This is a genomic window from Fulvivirga sp. M361 (assembly GCF_007097395.1).
Taxonomy (GTDB): Bacteria; Bacteroidota; Bacteroidia; order Cytophagales; family Cyclobacteriaceae; genus Fulvivirga.
In genome coordinates this window covers 133,564-155,383 of sequence record NZ_VKDC01000006.1, presented here as the reverse complement: position 1 = coordinate 155,383, position 21,820 = coordinate 133,564, and the positions used below count along the sequence as shown (strand labels likewise).

Genomic DNA, 21,820 nt, shown 5'->3' with positions numbered 1-21,820 from the left:
TTTAGAGACCCGAGGCTTCATCTGCCACGATCAAATTCAGCCATTGTTCTCCACTATTCCGAATTAATTCACCTGCCTGATCAACTTGTATGAAAAGCCTTCATCTTTCTCTCCCAGAACAGAAACGTATAACTCATTATCGCTTAATATTTGATACTGAATTTTTTTCGGAAAGTCATGTTCCGGATTTTCAAAAGAAAATAAGTTTTGTTCTAACGACTCCAGTTTAAACGGAATTGCTTTGCCATCATTTTGATCAAAAACAGTAGGGGCATAGATTATTTGACCCCCTACCATTTTCACTTCAATTTTTTCAGATACGGTCTTTTGCCTGTTTTCAATTTTGTATGATACTCCGGTAAGTATATCGTTTTTTTTCTCCCAGGATTCGTAGCTTTCTTTTCCCTCCATTTTCCAGGTACCCAGTAAAAACTCAACTTGCTGTAAATCTTTATGCTGACTGTAAACACTATGCGAGGTCAGCATTAGTAAAACGATACTTAATTTGATCATATTCATCACCTCTGTTTTTAGAATTCAGTGATGTAAATGTAGTTTCAAATATCAGATGCTAATTGTAAGAACCCGACAGGTCATTTTTTCAGGAAAAAGTTCGCTAAATTTTTCTCGAAAAAGCTATACTTTGATGGGTCTTCACCGGTAAATTCCTTAAAATTTTTAATGAAATGTGATTGGTCATAAAAACCGGTGAGAAAAACAATATCCGACCAATCAATACCATCCGATTGTACCAACTTAAAAACATGACTGAAACGAATAATTCTGCTGTAGTATTTCGGTGACAATCCAATTTTTGTTTTAAAATAACGCTCTAAATTTCTTTCACTAATTCCAACTTCATTTTGAATATCTTTCAGCTCCAATTTCCCTTTATTTTTGATCATCAATTCAACGGCTTCTTGTCCTTTGGAACTTCTCAAATCCAAATTCGAAAGAAATTCAACAAACCAATTTTCGATTTTCATTACTTTTTCAACAAATGGCAAAGAACTTACACTTATGTTTTTGATTGGAATCAACTTATCTAATATATCCTCCGGAATTTCAATTACTTTATCTGTTACGTCAGACATTTTAATATTAAACAATTCACTTAATCCCCAGGGTTGAAACTTAATTCCAAAGATTTTACTCTCCCCGGTATTCTCGAGAAAAAAATGATCCTTTATCTGACCGGCAATCAGGTTTAGCCCCTGGATCTGCCAAACCCCATTAATATTTGTTCTGTAATAATCCCCGTAATGAAAAATCAGTTCCGGGTAACCATCAGGTATTATTTTTTCTCTGATAACAGATACATCTTCGTTACTATCAATGTGCCAAAAGCCTTTGATTATTCCTGATGTCTTTGGTGTGGAGTCTTCCTGGAAATATATTTTCTCCATAGTTTTAGCTAACGATTGCACATAACAAAACATATGGCAGTAAAATAAATGCAAGCGTTTAAGGTGAGCACATGGCTAAATACAATATTTCGCTTTTAAGATAAGCATTCAACGTCATTTTTATACAGCCTCATAAAAGTATACGATTATTTTATAGTTTCAATCGTTCCTGTTTTTAGTGAAGCTTTCAGAACAGCCTTATTTTGAGCATTAAATAACCCTTTTAATTAAATATTTATCTCAAAACATTTCAAATCGGACGCTGATTATCTATGGTGCTCGCAAGTATCATGAGGTATTCTACTTTTAGTTTTTTTCTTTGGGACATCACTATTGCCCAGGGAAAATCCACACTTATCATCTTTTCTTTTGGCATTCTATCCACCGTTGGAGTCTTTGTGTTTCTCAAAGCGTTAAAAGTTGAAGACGTTTTAAGGGTTTCTGGTTTTAGGAGTTCGTTCCTATTCGACGAATGATCACTGAGGTCTTGTTTTTTCAAGAAAAACTGAACACACAGCATTGGGTTGCGCTAGGATTTTTCTTTCCGTATTCTTTCCAAAAATACTGTTAGGAATTTTTTCAAAACGGTCACGATCCCGAAGCTCTCAGGGCCAGGTGTTTTGTTTACAGGAGTAATGGTAACAAATCTTTAGTCTTCGATTTTTTTCTACCTGCTATACATTTGGCGATAACGTCATATGCGCTGATTTTGTAATAGGGTTCTTTCAGTCAGGAAACGTCGCTTGTAATAGGTAAATATAGCTAAAATGAATATTTTTAAGCCATGATGTGGTTCGGTGCCAATAGAACGGAAAACGCTTTCTAATTCTCATACCTAACCAGACATTAAAAACTATGACAACGCATAATAGATAAAATCCTTTTATTAATGGCTACAAAACAGTATTGCTTAATCGTTATTTTGTTTTCTCTATTCATTATCTCCTGTACCGAAGATGATACAGAAGATTCTGATAACCTCCAACCTGAAGCCTGTTTTGAATTGGCTAACAGCGAGTTTAAAGTGGATGATGAATTGACATTCACCAATTGTTCTCAAAACGCTTCAAAATTTGTATGGGATTTCGGAGATGGAAATTCATCTACACAAAGAGACCCAAGCCATATTTTTTCACAACAAGGTGACTATGAAGTTATACTTCTGGCAGGAGAAGATAAGAATAATGATGGTGTATTAAACCAGCTTGACAACCCGGATTCTATCTCAAAAATCATAAAAATTGATCCGAATAGAACGTCGATCGACCTTACTATTAAAGATGCAAACAGTTGGACCATTGAAAATCCTGAACTTTTACTTGTTGTAGGAGCAGATGCAAAATTGTATACCAGCCAATCTTCTATTGATTCAAAAACTCCGGACTTTGTGGCAAAAAGTGATGAAAATGGTAAAGCAGTATTTTATGATTTGGAAAATGGTAACTATTACTTATCCGTAGAAATGGGTGATTCCAAGAGTAGCAAAGATGGTTTTTTGATCTATGGTGTATTCCAAACGCAGGAAGACATAGATAATTCAGCACCACAAGACGGCGCAGTAATCGGAGGAATCAAGTATACAGATGTCAATGGAGACGGTTTAATAAGCGATGATGATAAGGCTCAATTTCGCTTTATTACAATTCCTAATGATGAGCCCTATGTTAGGAACATAATCATAGGAAAGTAAAGAATAAACAAAGGTTATTGATCATCCTTCCTGAAAAGATAATGAAGGGGAATAACCTCGTCTATATATTTCTTTAATTGGTATACCCAGGAAGGCACTAAGGTCTTGCAGTTTGAAATACATTGAACACAAAGACAGACTACTGCTTATTTTTATGTCAAAATAGCTCTTTTATTGTCTGGTAAACTGTGAATTAAAGGAGGAGTATTTTGAGTGGTCAACAAAAACCGGTTTGTCGCTCAAATAAGATGTAAGTTCTAAACAATTCTTTGCACATATTCCGTGTGAGCTGAAAATGGCTCGCTGGTCGCTTTCTGAAGAAGTTCGTTGCAGGTAAATTACCTTTGCTCCCAATACCCAGGCACTGTCTCGATCGTTACCTATGTAAAGCTTATCATCCGCTTGAGAAACGCGGGCATAAACAGTCTGGTCTGCCTGTCGTGATCCCAAAGCAGGATCAAATACGAGGGTTATAAAATTTTCATTGACTAAAGGGTCTGTGATGGGAAAAGGTCACACTTGACATAAGGTATATCTCCCAATTTTTTGATTTCCACTAATAGGACTATAATTCTAAAACCCTGTTGATCAATCTGTTCTTTTGCCGGTACCGTTGACAATCTCTTAAACCCTCAACTCAGGACTCTGCATCACGTCGGGAAAGTGCTATAAATTGCCGGATTTATTATGAAGGATGTGGCTTTTTTTATGGTATTTTTAATTACCAAACAAAAGTGTTCAAAGATATATCTGGTCAAAAGGACACACGAATACAATCTAAGCAACAATCAAAAAGGAAGAACAAATGGATAACTTAACTCAATTTTTCAGCGAGCTGTTAGCCCATACGGATAAACTGGACCGTTTTAATTCAGGCTCGAGCGAGGCCGAAATTGCCCGCAATCGACGGAGTATGTTGAATGCAGCGGGAGTAGAGTATGCAGAAGAGATAATCGGGATGGCGGCCCGGGATTTGCAAAAATTAATGGAGAAAGAGCTGGTCAAAAAAACCAGTGATCATTTAGAAACAACAATTTGTGGACGGATTGCCAGGCAAATGCTGGAATACCCGGAACGGATGGCAATTATCGATGGGGAGATCAAAATTGATTATAGAGGTCTCATGAAACGGGCTGGTGAGGTTGCCGGAGAGCTTGTGGCTCTTGGAGTAGAACCGGGATCGTTAGTCGGGGTATGTATGGACCGATCCTGGGAACTGATCGCCGCTCTTATTGGTGTGATGCAAGCAGGGTGTGCATATGTACCGCTGGACCCCGCATATCCGCAAGACCGGGTCCGGTATATGTTAACACATTCTCGTGCTGTGGCAGCTATCGTGAATAATGACGATTCTGCCTACCTATGCAGTGGAGTACGTGAGCTGATGTGGATCGATAAATTAGGGAATCATACAGATAACCTGGTACGACCCTCTGCCAGTGATTTGGCCTATGTCATCTATACCTCGGGTTCAACAGGGCGACCAAAAGGGGTTGCTGTTGAGCACAGAAGTGTGGTTTACATGAGTCAGTCTATGCGCGAACTATTCAGTGATGAAGAGCTGAAAGGGGTGTTTGCCGGCGCCTCTGTATGTTTCGATACTTCAGTTATGGAAATTATGGGCACTTTGTCACTGGGTGGTACTATAATACTAGCGAAAAACGCTCTTGAGTTAACTAAACTTCCTGCGTCAGACCAAGTGAGGACCTGTGTAATGGTCGCATCTTCAGTACAAGCATTGCTCTCTACAGAAAGATTGCCTGAGAGAATACGATGCCTGGTTTTTGGAGGCGAAGCGCTCAAACGTTCACTGGTTGAACAGGTCCATGTACAAAACCCGGGACTGCGCGTGTTAAACGCCTATGGTCCTACCGAAGATACCGTTTATTCGACCATTGCCGAAGTTCCTCGTGGCGCCAAGGTGGTTACAATTGGCAAATCGGTTTCCGGCTCACGTGCGTACATTTTGGATGATGCTTTGCAACCCGTTTCTGCCGGGGTAGCGGGAGAATTATATCTCGCAGGCAGCAAGCTTGCACGTGGGTACCTGCACGAGGAAGCACTGACCAGGGAGCGTTTTATCGAGATGGAACCGAGTGATCTGATTCCGGATAACCGGTTGTACAAAACGGGTGATTTGTGCCGTTGGACAGAAAATGGAGAGATCGAATTCCTTGGCCGTGTAGACCAACAGGTAAAGGTCAGGGGCTTTCGAATTGAGCTTGAAGAAATTGAGTCGACCCTTGAGTCGATGGAAGGTGTTGACGCTGCGGCCGCGGCAGCCATGGACGGAGGCATTGGTCAGAAAATACTGGTAGTTTATGTGGTAAGCCGGGGTGAAGCAGTAACCGAGGCAAGCGTCAAGTCTTATTTATCCCAACGACTACCAAAATATATGGTTCCTCAGATTGTGAAACACCTCAAAGCACTGCCTCTTTTACCCAATGACAAACTCGACCGTAAGAAACTTATGAACCTGGAAGAAGAGGTGCGTTTTGAACAAAGTACAGGTGCAGTAACTCCGGGTGCTGACGCAGTCAATAACGCCAGTATACTCATAGAACATTTAGCGGGCTCAAACAACGAACAGGCAACGATACTCCAGATCATTCAGAACGAGGTGGCTTCTCTGCTTAACCTGGGGGACCCGGACCAGGTATCGCCAGACCATTCATTCGAAGGCCTTGGCCTCGACTCGCTGACTACATTAGAATTTAGCAGTCGACTCTCCAAATTACTGGGTCAAAAGTTGCCTGCCTATGCGGTCTTTGAACACCCCACCCCAAAGGCATTGGTCAATTATATTATCAATAGGATGGGAAATGACACTGATCCCCTCTCAGCAGATAAGCTACTTAGTGTGGCTACAGATTCACTTGCCAGCTTCCAAACCAATATTCAATCCAGTCATCCGACCTTTCAGGCTGCGAATGCCCCGGCATGGAGTGCTAATGATAAGAGCAAGCTGGTTCAGGAAGTCATGCGCATGGTGAACGACAATCGCAGAAACCCTTATGGCAAGGTATTGCAAACGGGAAGCGCGGCCAGAGGTACAATCAGCGATTCCTACCATAATGAAGAGCAGGAAGCCATTATATGGTCGACCAACCTGTATTTTGGACTGAACCGTGATCCGAAAGTTATCAGGGAAGCTTCCATTGCTTTGGCACGTTTTGGAACCGGCATGGGCATTTCGGCAGCAGCGACAGGTATGACCAACCAACACCTGGAGTTCGAGAAAGAGTTTGCCGATTTAGTAGGAAAACCCGGCGCTTGTCTGTTTCCAACCGGTTATACGGCCAATCTTGGAACGGTTTCAGGGCTTTTGGGAAAAAACGATGTTGTTGTTATCGATCAGCTTTGCCATGCATCTATTGTTGATGGCGCTCGTCTAAGCGGTGCATCTATCAGAACGTTCCAGCACAATAATGCATCTGACCTGGCGGCTGTCCTTGAGTCGGAAGTGTCACCCTATCGTACTGTTCTGGTGGTTTTGGAAAGTGTATATAGCATGGGAGAAGGTACCGCACCGGTCGCAGAAATTGTACGTACGGCAAAAAAATACAATGCACTCGTGCTGGTAGACGAAGCGCATTCTTTTGGTTTTTACGGTGAAAATGGGGCCGGTATTTGTGCTGCTCAAGGTGTTACTGATGAGGTGGACTTCATCATGACAACCCTCAGCAAAGCCTTAGGTAGTATTGGCGGGGTTGTTGCGGCCAGCCACGAGCACATTGATCTTTTGAAGTCGTCTTCCAGGGCCTACATCTTTCAGGCTTCCATTAGCCCGGCGGATATAGCGGCAGCTCTCACATCATTACGGCTCCTCCGTTCCGATGAGGCATTACGTAAGCAATTGTGGGACATGACCCGTTACATGCGCCGGCGATTCGAAGAGGCAGGGTATGACCTGGGGACCGGAGACGGACCTATCGTCACTCCTCATTTTGGCGATAAAGATAAACTTTACGCCATAGTACAGAACTTGTATCAGCGGGGCGTTCAAACATTGGCGGTGACCTATCCCATTGTGGAAATCGGACGAGGCCGCTTAAGACTCATCTGCTCAGCGGCCCATACACGTGAAGACGTGGATAAAACGCTGGAAGCTCTCATCGAAGCAGAACGTGAAGTAGATGAGCAACTCGCCGCAGTATGTGATGAAACAGGGAACTCAAATATCACGCACTCTGACGTCGTGGTCTGGGCCAATGCATTCGCTGACTATCTGAAAAAATCGATGGCTAAAGTAGCTGCTCCAACCCCGGATCTTGCCATATTAGTTAGTGTTTCTGAATCGTCTGAGCCCATCACAATTTTGGTTAAAGACGCAGACGTGACATTAAGTACTCAGAAGGGTTGTGACTTACCTTACTGTTCGTTGCTTCTCTCTGAGAAGGCCACGGTTTCGGCTTTGCAGCCCTTTGATGTACAAGGACTACTTCACAGCATTTGTGAGGGGACCTGTGTGCTAAACGGGCAAGTCGAGCCATTTATATGGCTTATTGGGCGCATGGTAGATCAGCGACAGGCTGTCCATACGCATGCTGATTTGGAGTAAAGCGGGTCGGAAGCATTGGTTAACCAGGCCCAAGATCCGCTCTTCCAAAAACTCCGTTGCGGAAGAGATCGGAGACACAACGCATGAAATGATGAAGAAACAATCTCCTGGTCGCCAGACGTAGAATAAATGGCTTTACGTCGCACGACGGGAAGACTGCATGCTGTCATTGACCTCCTTATCAGAGACGTCACCAAAAACCATCCCTCCCGCCAGATCAGGATATGAGAAATAAACAGGTAAATTCGTACGTTTATCTAATGGTAATGCTTAAAAACACATGAAATACCTTCTTCTTTTCCCGGGGCTGTTAGTGAGTACATTGGTTAATGCTCAAAACCAGGATTGGTTCTGCGACCCGGAAAAGGACGGAATTGCAAAAAGATGGTATGATACTGAAATTGGAAATCAAAAAGCACTGATCATTTATCCCCAAGAAACGACTAACTCGAATTTAGTGGTTTTCATACATGGCGACTCCCCTTTCAGAGACCCGGTTTACCAATACAATATTTCAAAAAGTATCTCAGAAATCACAAACGCTGTAACAGTTGCTATATTGAGGCCTGGTTACAGAGATGATTGCGGAGATCTATCCGGGGGAAATAAAGGGCTAACGATGGGTGATAACTATACCGAAGAAATAGTAAAAGCAATTGCTTCTGTCATTTCAACGATTAAGGAAGAGGAAAGCACCACACAGACTATTGTCATGGGACATTCAGGTGGGGCCGCTTTAACCGCTCTTTTAGCTCAATCAAACCCCGAACTCATAGACCAATCTATTCTGGTAGCTTGTCCATGTAATTTAGCTGCCTGGAGAAAATCAATGGCAACGCTGACCAACAATCCTAATTGGTCAAACCCAATGGGAGGCTTATCTCCCATGGATGGTATATCAAAACTAGATTTGAACAAGAAAATCCATCTCTACGTGGGCGAGAATGACTTAGCGACCCCTCCGTTCCTAACCACAGAATTTTACAACTCCACAAATGGCTTAGGGGCTACTGTTACGATGAAAATAATTCCGGGGGAAGATCATGAGTCTGTTTTAAAACCTGCTCTTCTATCAATGATGATGAAGGAGGTAAACTTATTGCAAAATTAGAGGAGCATAACAAACGATAGCACATGCCTCCGCATAGTTACTTAAAGTGCAGCACAAATCCGGTATTTTGTATGTATTCAAATAATCCGGGGCATGTGCCCTATCCGGGCGTTAGGTTTCAAAAAAAAATCAAGCATTTTCATCCGATCGAACCTGGATAATTGTCAAAAGGGCAAAACATTAAAATTTGACAATTATGAAACTTTATCAAGACCGATTTTATTGCATTCAACTTAAAGAAGCGGAAAACATTTTAGAATTTACCTGGGAGGAGAATCATCCGGAAGTGACTTACGAGAGCTTCATTGAAGCTTGTTGTAATTTCATAGGTTATGGCTTTGAATTTAACACCAGGCAAATATTGATCGACACAAAAAACTTTACGTACATGCCTCCTCCGGAATTTCATGAGTGGCAAAAGACGGTACATCATGATCGTTACCGCAAAATTGGTGTGAGCAAAGTAGCTTATGTTATGAATACGGAACATGTTGAGTTTATGAAAAATTCTCCGGTAAAGGAAGAAGGCTTTCATACCGATTACTTTGATGACACATCAAAAGCAGTAAATTGGTTATCTGATTAACCTGAACGACCACTAACAGCTTGCCATGCGCAAGCTGTTTTCTATACATACTCATATGAAAAAGAGTGAAGCTAAACTTCTAAAACAGGCAATAAAAGGTGACATTAATGCCTATCAACAATTATTCGGCAAATTTCAAGATCAGCTTAAATCATATCTTTTTAGGTTGATGACCAATCGTGCAGATGCGGAAGACATTGCCCACGATACCTTTATTAAAGCTTTTGATAAACTCAATGGATTTAATCAACAGTCTTCACTGAAAACATGGGTTTTCCAAATAGCTACCCATCAGGCATACAACGAACTAAAAAAAAGAAAACGATGGACGGTGACTGTAAAGTCGGAAGCAAAGGAATTAGTACAAAGCAGACCTGAATTAGCAGAGATTATTCAACGGGTGCATTCCACCTCGGAATATGGAAAATTTGAAATAAAAGAACACATTGACACTTGTTTCACATGCATGTCAAAGACGCTGCCCATCGAAAATCAGGTGACCATTATACTTAAAGACATCTATGATTTTACAGTACCTGAGATTATGAAAATACTCGATGAATCCGAAGGGACTATAAAATACTCGATCCAGCGTGCCAGAAGTACGCTTAACAACATCTTTGAGGAACGATGTGCTTTTATTAATAAAAATGGCATTTGCAATCAATGCTCCGAGTTAAATGGCTGGATGAACCCAAAACAAAATGCACAAGAAGAAAAGATGAAAATTCGAATGATAAAGAATGCCGGCAACGTGGAAGCTGAGAAGCTGTTAGAACTTCGAATCAAACTTGTTAAGAATATAGACCCGTTGAAATCAAATGGCCATGAATTGCAGGAAGTATTACTCAACTGCAATAGAATGGTAATGAAAGAGATCAAGGCCGGGTAGAAAACAGCTCATCGACAAATACCCCCCGGCACGCATAAAGTGATAGCATCGTGCGTGTTGATCAAATTAATCATAAAAATAATCTGAGAACGGCTCACATTCTTCAAAATATTGCTTGGGGGTCAAACCTGATAAAGTAATAAAATCATTGATCATGTGAGACTGGTCATAATAGCCACATTTGTATGCCAGCTCAGTTAACGAAACGTCCTGATCAATGGATCTACAGTAGATTGTACGTTGGAACCGGACTATTTTGATAAACTGTTTTGGTGATACACCAATGTGATCTGAAAATGTCCTTTCCAACTGTTTCCTGCTCAAACAACAATCCAATGCCAATTGGTCAATTTTAACCTCTCCTTTTTTGGAGTTGATAGCTTCAATACAATGGTTGACCCGGTCAAACTCATAATAATTTTTCCTTTTACGAATCTGGTCGATCAAGAACCTTTCGGTGACGTCAACTCTATCCGTAAAAGATGCTGAATGGCGTAATGCTTCCTCAAGTCTTTCAGAACCCGTTCTAAAAAGATAATGAAAGGGAATCACCTCATTATATATTTCCTTAAGTGGTATATCCAGAAAGGCACTGAGGCCCTGTGGTTTAAAATACACGGAAAATAAGGACAGGCTGCCACTTATTTTTATGTCAAAATAGTTCTTCAATTGTCCGGTAAACTGTAAACTAAAGGAGGTGTATTTTGAGTGGTCAACAAAAACAGGTTTGCCACCCAGATAAAATGTAAGTTCGAACAAACCGTTCGGGACAATTCTTTGTACATATTCCGGGTAAGATGAAACCGGTGTTTCCAGCATCCAGTAGTGTTTTATGTAAGGAGCTAACACCTTAGATGGTTTCTTAATTGTGTATGTCATAGCTACTTTACTCGCAATATTTTACAATTTATAGATCAACGTACAAATGGCATTTGCCAATTCTATTACTTTATCCAAATCTACCCTACTCATAGTATCATTTTCGGTGTGTGTTATCCGTTGAGTTTGTAAATTATCTAACAACCATTCCGACGATATGGCTATTGCAGGGACCCCAAACTGCAAAAACATGCTGTGGTCTCCCTGCAGCCAAGGCTTACCTTCTACGAAACCTGAAAACTGCTTAAAAACATCTCTGGCTTTGTTTATCTGTACGTCAGGCAAATTTATCAAAGCATAAGCTGTCTTACCTATGTTTAAACCGGCACCGTCTATGTTTATATTTAACGCAATATCACTGAAATTATCCTTGTTGTTCTTAAGGTAAGTCATTTGTCCGGGCACTGAATAATAATCTTCACCATTGAGTGCTACTAACTCTATTTGATAATTGCCGATATAATCTTTCAATAATTCCGATAATAATAGCATAGTTACCACACCTGTGCCATTATCAATGGCTCCCGACGAACCTTTTTTCGCATCGATATGCGCTGTAATTGTAATTCTTTTTCCATTGCCATGGCCTTGTCTCCCGATAACGTTATAGCCCTTTGAAGGTATTTTTTTGGTTCTTGATATCAGTTTTAGCATTTTGGGTTTATGCATGAGCAATTGCTCACCATCTTCTTCCGAAATGAATACGGAAGGGATCATAAAGTCGCCATCTTCAATGATAGGAAACGGGTACTCTCCGCCTTCGTAGAAACCCGATTTTCCGACAATGAATATAAAGGCCAGGGCACGGCTGTTTTCAAGTGAGGCAAGGATGTTTTTATGATGGTCCGGATTGTAAAACACAAAATTCTTTGGCATTAGTTGTTCTATGGACAGTTCTCCTTTTACGATCAGAATCTTGTCGACCGTATCTGTTTTTTTCAGTTCTTCTATCGTGGAAACAATTTCAACTTCAGTTTTAAGGTTACAAGAGTTACTATACGGGCTTGAAAAAGCTTTTAACACTAATTCACCTATTTCAATACAAGCATATTCACTTTCCCAGTCAAAGGCCTCAAATGCCTGACGCTCTACTTGCCAATTATAGTTCTCTAGCTGTTCGCTGAAGAAGTTTGTTGCGGATAAATTGCCTTTACTCCCGACACATCTATTCGTAATCTTTTCACACAAAAATGAAAGATGCGCTTTTGCCAGTTCATGGAGGTGTTGCATTTCTTGTAGTTTTGAAGTTCATTCTTTGGCAAAAGAAGCCTCTTTAAACGATTCAAAATTGGAAAAATGAGACAATCTTACCGGTAATGCATCCATCTGGCGGGTTTATGGCAATAACATCAGGCTTACTGGTTCAGGAATAGGATTTTGTAATTCTTTTCATTACACAATGGTGAGAGTACCGGCTTCTATGCTAAGTTCTTCTCCAAAGGCTATGACCTCGGGGAAAGCTTCAGCGACAGCATGCAATCATGACCTCCTTCGTAGTGACCGCCGGTATTTTTCTTTTCTATTATGTCTTAGCCTTTAATTCCTTTCGATACTCAGAGGGTGTCAGGCCAGTCTGTTTTTTAAATATCGTATTGAAAGAAGATTTTGAGTTAAAGCCGGCATCATGAGCGATGGCAAGTAGTGTAAAATGTTGTTTCTTCTCATCCGAAAGGTCCTGGGCCACCTTTGCTACCCGGTATTGATTGATGAAATCGAAAAACTTTTGATTTAGCCGGGAATTAATTACTTCCGATAAATGGTGGGGTGAAATAGACATTTTTTGTGACAACTGAAGTAAGGTTAAACTACTGTCCGTATACGGTGCTTCTTCCTCCATCAACCTCAGTAATCGTTCCAGGTGCTTACCGGCTACTTCTGCTGACAGCCCCGATTTTTGATATTTTTTTTCTGCTTCTTCTACCCTTTCGTTATTCTGAACATTGTCATGACCTCCCAGGCCAGGTAGCTGTTCCATCGATCTGGCTACTTCCGGTTGGCTAAATATTTCGGATTTCGATATCCCAAGGTAACCCATAGTATATACATACACCGCGGTTAAGGTAGAGCTTAAATTGAAATCAGACAGGTTAATACCATTCATGAGCAGCACATTTTCACTGAAGAAAATAAATACCACAGCCGTTGCCATATAAGTGATATTTCGCAGCCAGTCCAGCCTGACTTTATCCAGGCTGGAAAAAACATCCTTTATGTCCAAAGCATATCTTTTAAGCCATAAAATGGTCACGAACATGTAGGCCAGCAACTGCATGGCAAAAACCCAATTCAGCCATAAAAACTGCGCCGGTATATGGTCATTCGCGCTGGCCTCTGCCACTACCCGCATCTCTTCTGCCGGTGTAAGAAAGTCTGGTGCCAGGCTTACCAGGTAGAGGACAAAAGGCAAAAAGTGCAGCCACTCTTTGGCGCTAAATTTTGGCGAAGGGCGGATGAGGTGTTTAACATAGAGAAAGTGTAGCGGACCAATCAAAAAGATCATACTCAAGAGGACAAACATCAAATGAGGGTGCGTCAAATAATAGCCTGTCTCTTCCAGCAGGAGATGTAGCAAACTGATCGAATAAAAAAACATCAAGGCCCCTAAAAAGCGATTGGCAAACAGGCTGATGTATTTATGGAAAATCAAAATAGTCAGCAAAACACCCTGAACTATTCCAACCAGAATAACAATATTTAAAAAATCGAAAATGCTTTTCGGGGTCTAAATGATACAACAGTCTGTAACTTACTTGTAAATATCAGATATCAAAAGGATACAACACTGACATGACCCCGAAAAACGTTAACTTCTTACTCCTCGAACTGTCCGATGATCGATAACCTATTGGTTCGTTTTAGCACTGGCTCCTTTGGCCACGTGATTGACCCTTCTTTTTCCGCTAAACCTCCGAATATACTGGTAATCACTGTTCTTATATTGATGCGTCAGGCCCCATTCGAAGATCTTGAACGGTTCGGTATCGGTATCCGCCAATGCCCGGTTCAGCCCGATAGCATGTGGCGCGCCTTTTATTACGGATTGGATCTCAAAATTGATCCCATCGGGTGACCATTGAATGGTATTTTTCTCTGGTCCGTCCGTTGTGATCAATGATCCAATCCCGCCTTGAAACGGCCATACACATATTTCATGACCGCTGTTCGATATCGGGTTATAGGGAGATTTAACGTATGGCCCAAGCGGATCATCCGCAATGGCTACCCCATGCCTGATCTGACGCCCTCCGAAGGTGATCTCTTCCCCCATCTGCTCTCCTTTGTAGTAAAGATAAAATTTACCCTTATAGTGCAAAATACAAGGATCATGTACTTTGTGACTATCAAAATCTCCCTTTCGGACTACATTAAAGCGATTTTGCTCTTCCCCTTTCCAAACACCATTGTCTGCCGGGCTCAATATGGGTTTTTCACTCTTTGTCCATGGGCCATGCGGCGAATCTGCCCAGGCCAGTCCCACCTGGTTTTTAACACGTACATTATAGGGTGATTTGACCGTTTGATAGCAGAGGTAGTATTTTCCTTCGTGCGCCATGATCTCAACGGTAAAAACAGATCGGTCGTCGTAAGCTCCTTTGGCACCTCTTTTTACTGCGGGGCCTTCCTCTTTCCACGTCCAGCCGTCTTCGGAAGTGGCATACCAGATATCACAACGGTCCCAGGGGAACACCTTATCCACTTCTACATTGCCGCCAAAGCCCTGGGATGGCCCGGTGCTTTTGGAATACCAGACGAAATACTTACCCTCTTCATAAATCATAGCGCTTGGATCCCTTCGTACTACGCCCTCTTCATAGGCCAGGTCTCCTTTCAGGTCAAACACCCGGAATTCACCGAACCATTCGTTCCCTACGTCAGGCCACTTCAGCGCCCGCTTTGAAGCAGCGCTTAATTTATCCGGGTTAGTAATGCCCAGATGGTCTATTTGTTCGGGTGAAATTTCACTTACCTCTTCCGTAGGTGTAACCGCTTGATTTTGTGAATCAGGTCCACAGGCAGTGGAATAAAGAGCCAACAGGATGATGAGGACAGGATAGCTTAAATTTGATCTCATAGTTATGATTTTTATTAAATTTTCAATTCGAGGGTTAGATAGTTATGACAGCCCATTACCGATCGCTACTATGACGATCCCTGCAATCATACATGTCAGGCCAAAATACAGGAAACGTTTCGCTTTGGACGAGGCATTTATCCATTCTTTGGTAACTATGCCACTTACAATAGCCGTAGCAACACAGGCCGTATTAAATATGGCATACCCCACAGTATTTCCCATACCGCCTAATTTGAAGGCGGCAAAAGCAAATAAGGCCGAGGCTGCATAATGAAACACAGCCATGACCAAAATCAATACCAGGTTACGGGTAAAGTGTGATGTCTTAAAATCCCCCCAGGCCTTCTTCTGACCCAGCTGCCAGGCGAAATAGGCTGCCATCACCAGCCCGCCACTTATAAATATAGGGAACATCACCGCCACGGCAGTTACCCAATCAGCATTACCGGCTGCCTGGCAAGCTTCATGTAAAAGCGGACGACCAACGGCATTGGCATAACTAAAGCCTGTTGCCAAAAGTCCCCCAACTACAGCAATTAGAATTCCGGTACCCATAGACCCTTTTCCTTCTTCCCCTGTGGGAGTACCTCCTGTTTTTTCATCCGCCTCTCTTACCAGGCCAGCTTTTCCATTGGCAATCACCCCGATGAGCACCACTACAATGCCTCCCATGATAGTCAAAAATGTATTTTGTTCCGGCACACCATCCACTAAAAAAGGAAGAACAGAGCCTATCAGGATCACGGTTCCTATGAATAAGGAAAACCCCAGCGACAAACCAATATGATTAATCGCTTTTCCCCACATCATTACTCCGATGCCCCATAGAAAGCTGGCTATGGCCATTTTTACCAATACATCCGTAGGAACTGCACCAAAGACCTGTCCAAACCCTTTGATCAATGTAAGTGAAGCAATAACAGGGACAACGAACATCGTCAGCATAAAGAACAGTCCCCAGGTGTTTTCAAACTTAAAGCCTTTGGTGAATTTTTCCGGAAGGGCATAAAGTCCCAGCATTAATCCCGCTAGTATTGCCCATATAACTCCTTCAGTCATTTTTTCTATGTTTAGTTAAGTGCAGTATTTTTTTTGTTACCATCCGAGTCTGTAAATCGTCTCGCTGGTATATTTTTCTCCAGGTCCGGTAATGGACCCCGGGGCGTTCTTTATGTTCGGCCCATTCGGATAACGGTGCGTTTCACAACAAAAACCGCGATATTTTCCATATTGGGGACCGCTTTCACGTCGTAATTCATCAGAAGTAAAGTAACCGGAGTAAAAGAGCATGCCGGGCTCTGTGGTTTCTATTTCCAATGTTCTTCCTGTATCTGTATCGGTAAACATGGCAGCTTTGGTACGTTCACCCCATTTTTTATCGAAAAGAAAATAATGCTCAAAGCCTGTTTCCAATCCTTCAAAAGCACTTTTCAAAAGCTTCCCACCACTTAGATCAGCCGGTGATCCCGACAGGTTTTCGACAGCCCCTACCGGTACATTGGTTTGATCCGGAGCAAGATGCTTATCAGAAAATATAATGGCTTTATGGTTTTCTATGGTGTGTTTAAAACCGGATAGATTGAAGTAGGTATGATTGGTCAATGAAAGCGGCGTGGCCTGGTCAGTCACTGCTGAATAGCGAATGGATAGTTCATTTTTATGATTCAAACCAAAACTGACTTCTACTTCCACGTTTCCCGGATAACCCTCCTCCAAGTGAGGGCTACTCAGGAACATGACCACCCTTGGCTCCTCCCGGTCCTGCATGACCTCAGCCCTCCATACTTTTTTATCAAACCCTTTTACCCCTCCGTGAAGATGATTCGATCCGTCATTCACTGCCAGTGTATAATCTATTCCGTTAAGGGAAAATTTACCGTCTTTGATCCTGGAAGCATATCGGCCTACAGTGCAGCCAAAGTAAGGGGCATTTTTGCTATATGCTGCTGAAAAATACCCTTCCAACGTATCAAATCCACAAACAAGGTCCAGGTCACCCCTCTCTCCGGGAATGGTCATGGACGTTATAGTGGCCCCATAGGTAATGATCTTTACCCTCATCCCCTGGTTATTGGTAAGGATATATTGATCAATGTTTTGGTCCTGGTAAGTACCAAAGTGTCTTTTCTTTATTTGCATAGGAGAATGATTTTATGGTCTATGTTAATTCATATGGAGTAAGTTTATCCCAGTCAAATACTACTCCTGTACCTGGCTGGGCCGGCGCTACGGCCCTATGATCTTCCACTACAAGCGGACGTGTGGTATACTGGTCGATAGGGAAGCTATGCACTTCCAGCCACCCGGCATTGGATTGGGCAGAGACCAGACTGACATGTAACTCCTGCATGCCATGTGAACAAACGGGTATGCCATGTTCCCGTGAAAGTTCGGCGGCTTTCAACCATCCCGATATGCCACCGCAGTTAGAGGCGTCCGGCTGAATAAAGGAAAGTTTGGCCTGATCAAAGGCATATTCAAATTCATGAATGGTATGCAGGTTTTCTCCCATGGCCAGTGGCATGCCGGTCGCATCCGCTATTTCCCCATAGCCTTTGTAATTGTCAGGAATGGTAGGTTCTTCAAACCAGAAAATGTCATACGGTTTAAAAGCTTCGGCCGCTGCAATGGCCTGCTCCACACTCATGGAGTAGTTGGCATCTACCATAAAGGTCACTTCATCACCTATGAGTTCCCGAACGGCTTTGATGCGTTCAATATCTTCACGAAGGTCACTACGTCCGATCTTTATTTTGACTGCGTTGAACCCATCTTCGAGGTAGCCCCTGACATTGTTCAGCAGTTTGTCCAGAGGAAACATGAGGTCAATACCTCCGCAATACGCCTTACATGTATTACCTGCCCCGCCAGCGATCTTCCACAAAGGTTGACCGGCTTTTTTACAATGAATATCCCAAAGGGAAATATCTATGGCTGAAATAGCAAACGCAGCAATGCCTCCACGGCCTACATAATGGATGTGCCATTCCATAAAATCATAGATCGATGCTATGTCCGATCCGTCTTTGCCAATGAGTGCCGGTATCAGGTCAGTTTGTAGCATCGCCCATATCGCCTGGCCTCCCTTTCCTCCTGTGTAGGTATATCCCGTACCTGTGCTCCCGTCTTCTAAAGTGGTCGTTACGGTGATCAACTCGAAATGAAAATGGTCCCCGTGTTTTGCATCTGATAACACCTCCGGAAGAGGTATTTCAAACAGCCTGACTTCTATATTTTTTATCGTATTTGTCATAGTTAAACTCCGAATGGTCTGAACACCACTTAGGCGTCGTAGTTGACATAAAACGTTTTCTTTTCCATGTACTGGTCGAATCCATATTTACCGTCTTCTCCTCCGCTTCCGCTCAATTTGTACCCGTTGTGGAACCCCTGGTATTGTTCACCGTGCCCCCTGTTGACATAAATCTCACCAAATTCCAATTCGTCGTTACAGCGCATGATCTTACGCATGTCTCTGGTGAAGACCATAGCAGCCAATCCATACGCGCAGTCATTCGCATATTCCATCACCTGATCAAAATCCGTAAACTTTATCACCGGCAGTATGGGTCCGAAAGACTCTTCGTGGACAATGGTCATGTCCTGTCTGACATCCGTAATGATAGTGGGCTCAAACCAGTACCCTTTTTCGAACTGCTTTCCTTCAGGGCTCTTCCCGCCAAAAGCTATGGTGGCGCCCTCCTCTATACTTTTGGCTACCAAGTGTTCCATGTTCCTTAATTCTGACTGGTTTACCTTAGGTCCCATATCAGTAGCAGGGTCCATAGGGTCTCCTATTTTCAACGCTTTTACCTTACTCATGAATTTCTCCATAAAGGCATCGTAGATGTCTTCGTGGAGATACAAGCGCTCATTACAGGTACATACCTGACCGCAGTTATCAAATCGTGAGTGAAATGCCCCTTCAACTGCCTGATCGATATCGGCATCGCTAAAAACGATACACGGCGCTTTGCCTCCCAGCTCCAATTGAACATGGGTCAGGTTATTAGCAGCTGTTCTGAATATTTGCTGTCCGGCAGGAGTACTCCCTGTCATCGTAACCATCTTTGTGACGGGGCTTTCCACCAGGGCATTCCCTAACACTCTTCCCTGCCCTGTAAGGATGTTCAGTAGTCCGTCCGGCAGCCCTGATCTTTTGGCAATGTCAGCTAGTTCAAGGGTAGCAAGCGGTGTCTCTTGTGTGGGTTTCAACACTATGCTGTTACCTGCCACCAGCGCCGGACCTATCTTGCGACCCGCCAATGCCAGCGGAAAATTCCATGCCGTGATCGCCACTACCACTCCTCTCGGTATCCGGTGTATCCAGATATGCTCGCCGGAGTTATCAGAAGTAACAATGTCCCCTTCGATGTGCCTGGCCCAGTCACACGCATATTCAATGAACGAAGCGGTAACCTCCACTTCGAATTGTGCCAGTGTAAATAGTTTGCCCTGCTCTTTTACCAGTATCCCGGCCAGGCGGTCTTTTTCTTTTCTTATTTCAGCGGCAAAACCACGCATGATCGCGGCACGCTTCCTTGCAGGCACTTTTTTCCATTCTTTCTGGGCTTTTTCGGCGGCCTGCAAGGCTTTAAGCGCATCGGTTTCATCCCCTACCTGAACGCTTCCGACTATTTCCTCTGTGGAAGGACTGAGGATATCTGCAGTTTCTCCGGATGCCGCGTTGACCCAGGCCCCATTAATGAATAATTGATATGTTTTAATTGTTGACATGCTCTTGTTCTTATGGTTTTCCATTGATTTATCTACCCATCCAGCCTCCATCCACCAGCATGATACTCCCATGCATATATGCTGAAGTTTCAGCGCAAAGAAATACCACCGGACCTGCAAAATCTTCCGCCTTACCCCATCGCCCTGCCGGTATCCTGGAAAGAATGGACTCTGCCCGAACAGGGTCCTTTCTAAGGGCTTCCGTATTATCAGTACTAATGTATCCGGGAGCAATGGCGTTGACATTAACTCCTTTGCCTGCCCATTCATTGGCAAACGCCATGGTCATCTGACCGATAGCTCCTTTACTCGCTGCATATCCGGGTACGGTTATACCTCCCTGAAAAGTCAGCAGCGAAGCCGTGAACACTATTTTCCCACTTCCTCTGCTGACCATCTCTTTTCCAATCTCACGGGTCAGGATGAATGGTGCATTTTGGTTGACTTCTATCACCTTGTCCCACATTTCATCCGGGTGCTCAGCGGCCGGGGCCCTCAGGATGGTCCCTGCATTGTTTACTAAAATATCTATTACCGGAAAGTCGCCTTTTACTTCTTTGATGAATTTGTAAAGAGACGCTCTATCTGAAAAATCACAGGTATATGCACTGAATTTCCGGCCAAGAGCGGTGACTTCTTTTTCCACCTCGCTCCTATTCTTTTCCAGCGATGCGCTTACTCCAATGATATCTGCACCTGCTTCCGCCAGCCCAACGGCCATGGCCTTCCCTATTCCCCTTTTGCATCCGGTCACCAGCGCGATTTTTCCTTCTAACTTAAATTTGTCTAAAATGCTCATCGTATGTCTTAAACTCTATGTTGTCGTGTTAACTTATTTTCCGGCTTCAAGCCTCACAGTCCATCAATACTTTCATCCCTTCCGGATTTTTGTCAATGTCTTCAAACACTGTTTGAATGGTACTCAATGGTTTTACTGCGGTGATCAGTTTTTCGAAGGGTAGCTCGTTTTTTGTGATCAGTTCAATGGACTCCTTGTAATCTTCCACCTCATAGACTCTTGCACCGATCAGTTTAAGCTCCTTCCAGAAAAAGTCAAAGAGGTTCACGTGTTTAGGTTGGCCATGAATGGCTACCATCACAATGCGTCCCCTGATGCCAGCTACTTTGGTCATTACATCCAGTACGGGCTGTACCCCTGCTACTTCAAAAACAACATCGGCCATTGCCCCGTCCGTTTGATCATGGACAAAAGTGACCAGGTCGGTATTTTCAGGATTAATTACAACGAATCCAAGTTCTTCCGCCAGAACGGCACGTACTTCATTCACCTCTGAAATGACCACATTCGCACCTTTATTCCTGGCCACCAGGGCTACCAAAAGTCCGATGGGACCACCCCCCAATGCCACGGCGGTTTCACCTTTTTCCAGGCCAGACATCCGTACATCATGACAAGCCACCGATAAAGGTTCTATCAGGGCCGCCAATTTAAGATCCGTATGTTCAAAAAGCTTATGGAGCGTAAAAGCAGGCACATTCCAATACTCCTGCATGGCACCAGGGCTATCTATTCCAATAAACTTCAATTCTTTACATATGTGGCTATGCCCTTTGTCGGAAGGTTGTTCGTCCCGGTTATCCAGAGGACGTACTACCACTTTTTCTCCGACTTCAAAGCCTGTTACCCCATCTCCAAGAGCATCTATTGTTCCGGACATTTCATGTCCGATGACCTGGGGTATCTGAACACGCTGATCCATCATACCGTGGTAAATATGAATGTCCGTCCCACAAACGCCACAAAATGCTACCTTAACCCTTACTTCGCCCTGTCGCGGATGCTCTACGTCTTTTTCAATTATGGAGAACTTTTTATCTCCTTTGTACATTGTTGCTTTCATATATTTACAAAGCGTTTTTCT

Annotated in this window: 17 protein-coding genes; 5 read left to right on the top strand and 12 right to left on the bottom strand. The window is 43.1% G+C overall.

All coding sequences use genetic code 11. The features are described 5' to 3' along the window. Window positions 1-63 precede the first annotated feature (63 nt). The gene (locus FNH22_RS08000) at window positions 64-513 is read right to left on the bottom strand and encodes a DUF6265 family protein (RefSeq protein WP_143397834.1); all 450 of its coding nucleotides are present in this window, start codon (window positions 511-513) and stop codon (window positions 64-66) included. A gap of 80 nt (window positions 514-593) precedes the next feature. After that, a complete protein-coding gene (locus FNH22_RS07995) occupies window positions 594-1,406 on the bottom strand; it encodes a helix-turn-helix domain-containing protein (RefSeq protein ID WP_185154122.1) in 813 nt (270 codons plus the stop codon). Between the two features lie 889 nt (window positions 1,407-2,295). Between FNH22_RS07995 and FNH22_RS07990 the strand changes: the two genes are divergently transcribed. The 5 genes from FNH22_RS07990 (at window position 2,296) to FNH22_RS07970 (ending at window position 10,246) form a co-directional block, all read left to right on the top strand. Beyond that, window positions 2,296-3,096, top strand: coding sequence for a PKD domain-containing protein (locus FNH22_RS07990; RefSeq protein WP_143397832.1), 801 nt, complete (start codon window positions 2,296-2,298; stop codon window positions 3,094-3,096). An 805-nt stretch (window positions 3,097-3,901) separates the two neighbouring features. Further along, entirely contained in the window at window positions 3,902-7,657 is a 3,756-nt protein-coding gene (locus FNH22_RS07985) for an amino acid adenylation domain-containing protein (RefSeq protein ID WP_143397831.1), read from the top strand. A gap of 280 nt (window positions 7,658-7,937) precedes the next feature. Beyond that, window positions 7,938-8,768 (top strand): S9 family peptidase, encoded by an 831-nt coding sequence (locus tag FNH22_RS07980; protein ID WP_143397830.1) that lies wholly within the window; start codon window positions 7,938-7,940, stop codon window positions 8,766-8,768. Between the two features lie 196 nt (window positions 8,769-8,964). Next, window positions 8,965-9,354, top strand: a complete 390-nt coding sequence (locus tag FNH22_RS07975; protein ID WP_143397829.1) for a hypothetical protein — start codon at window positions 8,965-8,967, stop codon at window positions 9,352-9,354. Window positions 9,355-9,409: 55 nt separating this feature from the next. Then, window positions 9,410-10,246: an RNA polymerase sigma factor gene (locus tag FNH22_RS07970; protein WP_255518008.1), complete on the top strand. Its 837-nt coding sequence runs from the start codon at window positions 9,410-9,412 to the stop codon at window positions 10,244-10,246. Window positions 10,247-10,312: 66 nt separating this feature from the next. Here FNH22_RS07970 and FNH22_RS07965 read toward each other — a convergent pair whose 3' ends face one another. The 10 genes from FNH22_RS07965 to FNH22_RS07920 all read right to left on the bottom strand — a co-directional run bounded on the left by FNH22_RS07965 (window position 10,313) and on the right by FNH22_RS07920 (window position 21,799). Then, entirely contained in the window at window positions 10,313-11,125 is an 813-nt protein-coding gene (locus FNH22_RS07965; RefSeq protein ID WP_143397827.1) for a helix-turn-helix domain-containing protein, read from the bottom strand. A gap of 21 nt (window positions 11,126-11,146) precedes the next feature. After that, a complete protein-coding gene (locus FNH22_RS07960) occupies window positions 11,147-12,355 on the bottom strand; it encodes a M28 family peptidase (RefSeq protein WP_143397826.1) in 1,209 nt (402 codons plus the stop codon). Window positions 12,356-12,647: 292 nt separating this feature from the next. Next, complete coding sequence (locus FNH22_RS07955; protein ID WP_185154121.1) at window positions 12,648-13,772, bottom strand: AraC family transcriptional regulator; 1,125 nt, start codon at window positions 13,770-13,772, stop codon at window positions 12,648-12,650. Window positions 13,773-13,967: 195 nt separating this feature from the next. Next, entirely contained in the window at window positions 13,968-15,197 is a 1,230-nt protein-coding gene (locus tag FNH22_RS07950) for a family 43 glycosylhydrolase (RefSeq protein WP_143397824.1), read from the bottom strand. A gap of 42 nt (window positions 15,198-15,239) precedes the next feature. After that, window positions 15,240-16,259 carry an L-rhamnose/proton symporter RhaT gene (locus FNH22_RS07945; protein ID WP_143397823.1) on the bottom strand — a complete coding sequence of 340 codons (1,020 nt, stop codon included), beginning with the start codon at window positions 16,257-16,259 and terminating at the stop codon, window positions 15,240-15,242. A 36-nt stretch (window positions 16,260-16,295) separates the two neighbouring features. Continuing rightward, on the bottom strand, window positions 16,296-17,339 hold the full coding sequence (locus FNH22_RS07940; protein ID WP_143397822.1) for an aldose epimerase family protein: 1,044 nt from the start codon (window positions 17,337-17,339) through the stop codon (window positions 16,296-16,298). A gap of 19 nt (window positions 17,340-17,358) precedes the next feature. Continuing rightward, a complete protein-coding gene (locus tag FNH22_RS07935) occupies window positions 17,359-18,453 on the bottom strand; it encodes a mandelate racemase/muconate lactonizing enzyme family protein (protein ID WP_143397821.1) in 1,095 nt (364 codons plus the stop codon). Between the two features lie 29 nt (window positions 18,454-18,482). Then, entirely contained in the window at window positions 18,483-19,937 is a 1,455-nt protein-coding gene (aldA, locus tag FNH22_RS07930) for an aldehyde dehydrogenase (protein ID WP_143397820.1), read from the bottom strand. A 28-nt stretch (window positions 19,938-19,965) separates the two neighbouring features. Next, complete coding sequence (locus FNH22_RS07925; protein ID WP_185154147.1) at window positions 19,966-20,730, bottom strand: SDR family NAD(P)-dependent oxidoreductase; 765 nt, start codon at window positions 20,728-20,730, stop codon at window positions 19,966-19,968. A 52-nt stretch (window positions 20,731-20,782) separates the two neighbouring features. Further along, window positions 20,783-21,799 carry a zinc-binding dehydrogenase gene (locus FNH22_RS07920; protein ID WP_143397818.1) on the bottom strand — a complete coding sequence of 339 codons (1,017 nt, stop codon included), beginning with the start codon at window positions 21,797-21,799 and terminating at the stop codon, window positions 20,783-20,785. Window positions 21,800-21,820 lie beyond the last annotated feature (21 nt).

Excerpts from the sequence above, each read along its gene's own strand:
- FNH22_RS07960 (WP_143397826.1), bottom strand. The coding sequence starts at position 12,355 with ATGCAACACCTCCATGAACTGGCAAAAGCGCATCTTTCATTTTTGTGT.
- FNH22_RS07950 (WP_143397824.1), bottom strand. The coding sequence starts at position 15,197 with ATGAGATCAAATTTAAGCTATCCTGTCCTCATCATCCTGTTGGCTCTT.
- FNH22_RS07980 (WP_143397830.1), top strand. The coding sequence starts at position 7,938 with ATGAAATACCTTCTTCTTTTCCCGGGGCTGTTAGTGAGTACATTGGTT.
- FNH22_RS07945 (WP_143397823.1), bottom strand. The coding sequence starts at position 16,259 with ATGACTGAAGGAGTTATATGGGCAATACTAGCGGGATTAATGCTGGGA.
- aldA (WP_143397820.1), bottom strand. The coding sequence starts at position 19,937 with ATGTCAACAATTAAAACATATCAATTATTCATTAATGGGGCCTGGGTC.
- FNH22_RS07975 (WP_143397829.1), top strand. The coding sequence starts at position 8,965 with ATGAAACTTTATCAAGACCGATTTTATTGCATTCAACTTAAAGAAGCG.
- FNH22_RS07985 (WP_143397831.1), top strand. The coding sequence starts at position 3,902 with ATGGATAACTTAACTCAATTTTTCAGCGAGCTGTTAGCCCATACGGAT.
- FNH22_RS07935 (WP_143397821.1), bottom strand. The coding sequence starts at position 18,453 with ATGACAAATACGATAAAAAATATAGAAGTCAGGCTGTTTGAAATACCT.
- FNH22_RS07920 (WP_143397818.1), bottom strand. The coding sequence starts at position 21,799 with ATGAAAGCAACAATGTACAAAGGAGATAAAAAGTTCTCCATAATTGAA.
- FNH22_RS07990 (WP_143397832.1), top strand. The coding sequence starts at position 2,296 with ATGGCTACAAAACAGTATTGCTTAATCGTTATTTTGTTTTCTCTATTC.
- FNH22_RS08000 (WP_143397834.1), bottom strand. The coding sequence starts at position 513 with ATGATCAAATTAAGTATCGTTTTACTAATGCTGACCTCGCATAGTGTT.
- FNH22_RS07970 (WP_255518008.1), top strand. The coding sequence starts at position 9,410 with ATGAAAAAGAGTGAAGCTAAACTTCTAAAACAGGCAATAAAAGGTGAC.
- FNH22_RS07965 (WP_143397827.1), bottom strand. The coding sequence starts at position 11,125 with ATGACATACACAATTAAGAAACCATCTAAGGTGTTAGCTCCTTACATA.
- FNH22_RS07995 (WP_185154122.1), bottom strand. The coding sequence starts at position 1,406 with ATGGAGAAAATATATTTCCAGGAAGACTCCACACCAAAGACATCAGGA.
- FNH22_RS07940 (WP_143397822.1), bottom strand. The coding sequence starts at position 17,339 with ATGCAAATAAAGAAAAGACACTTTGGTACTTACCAGGACCAAAACATT.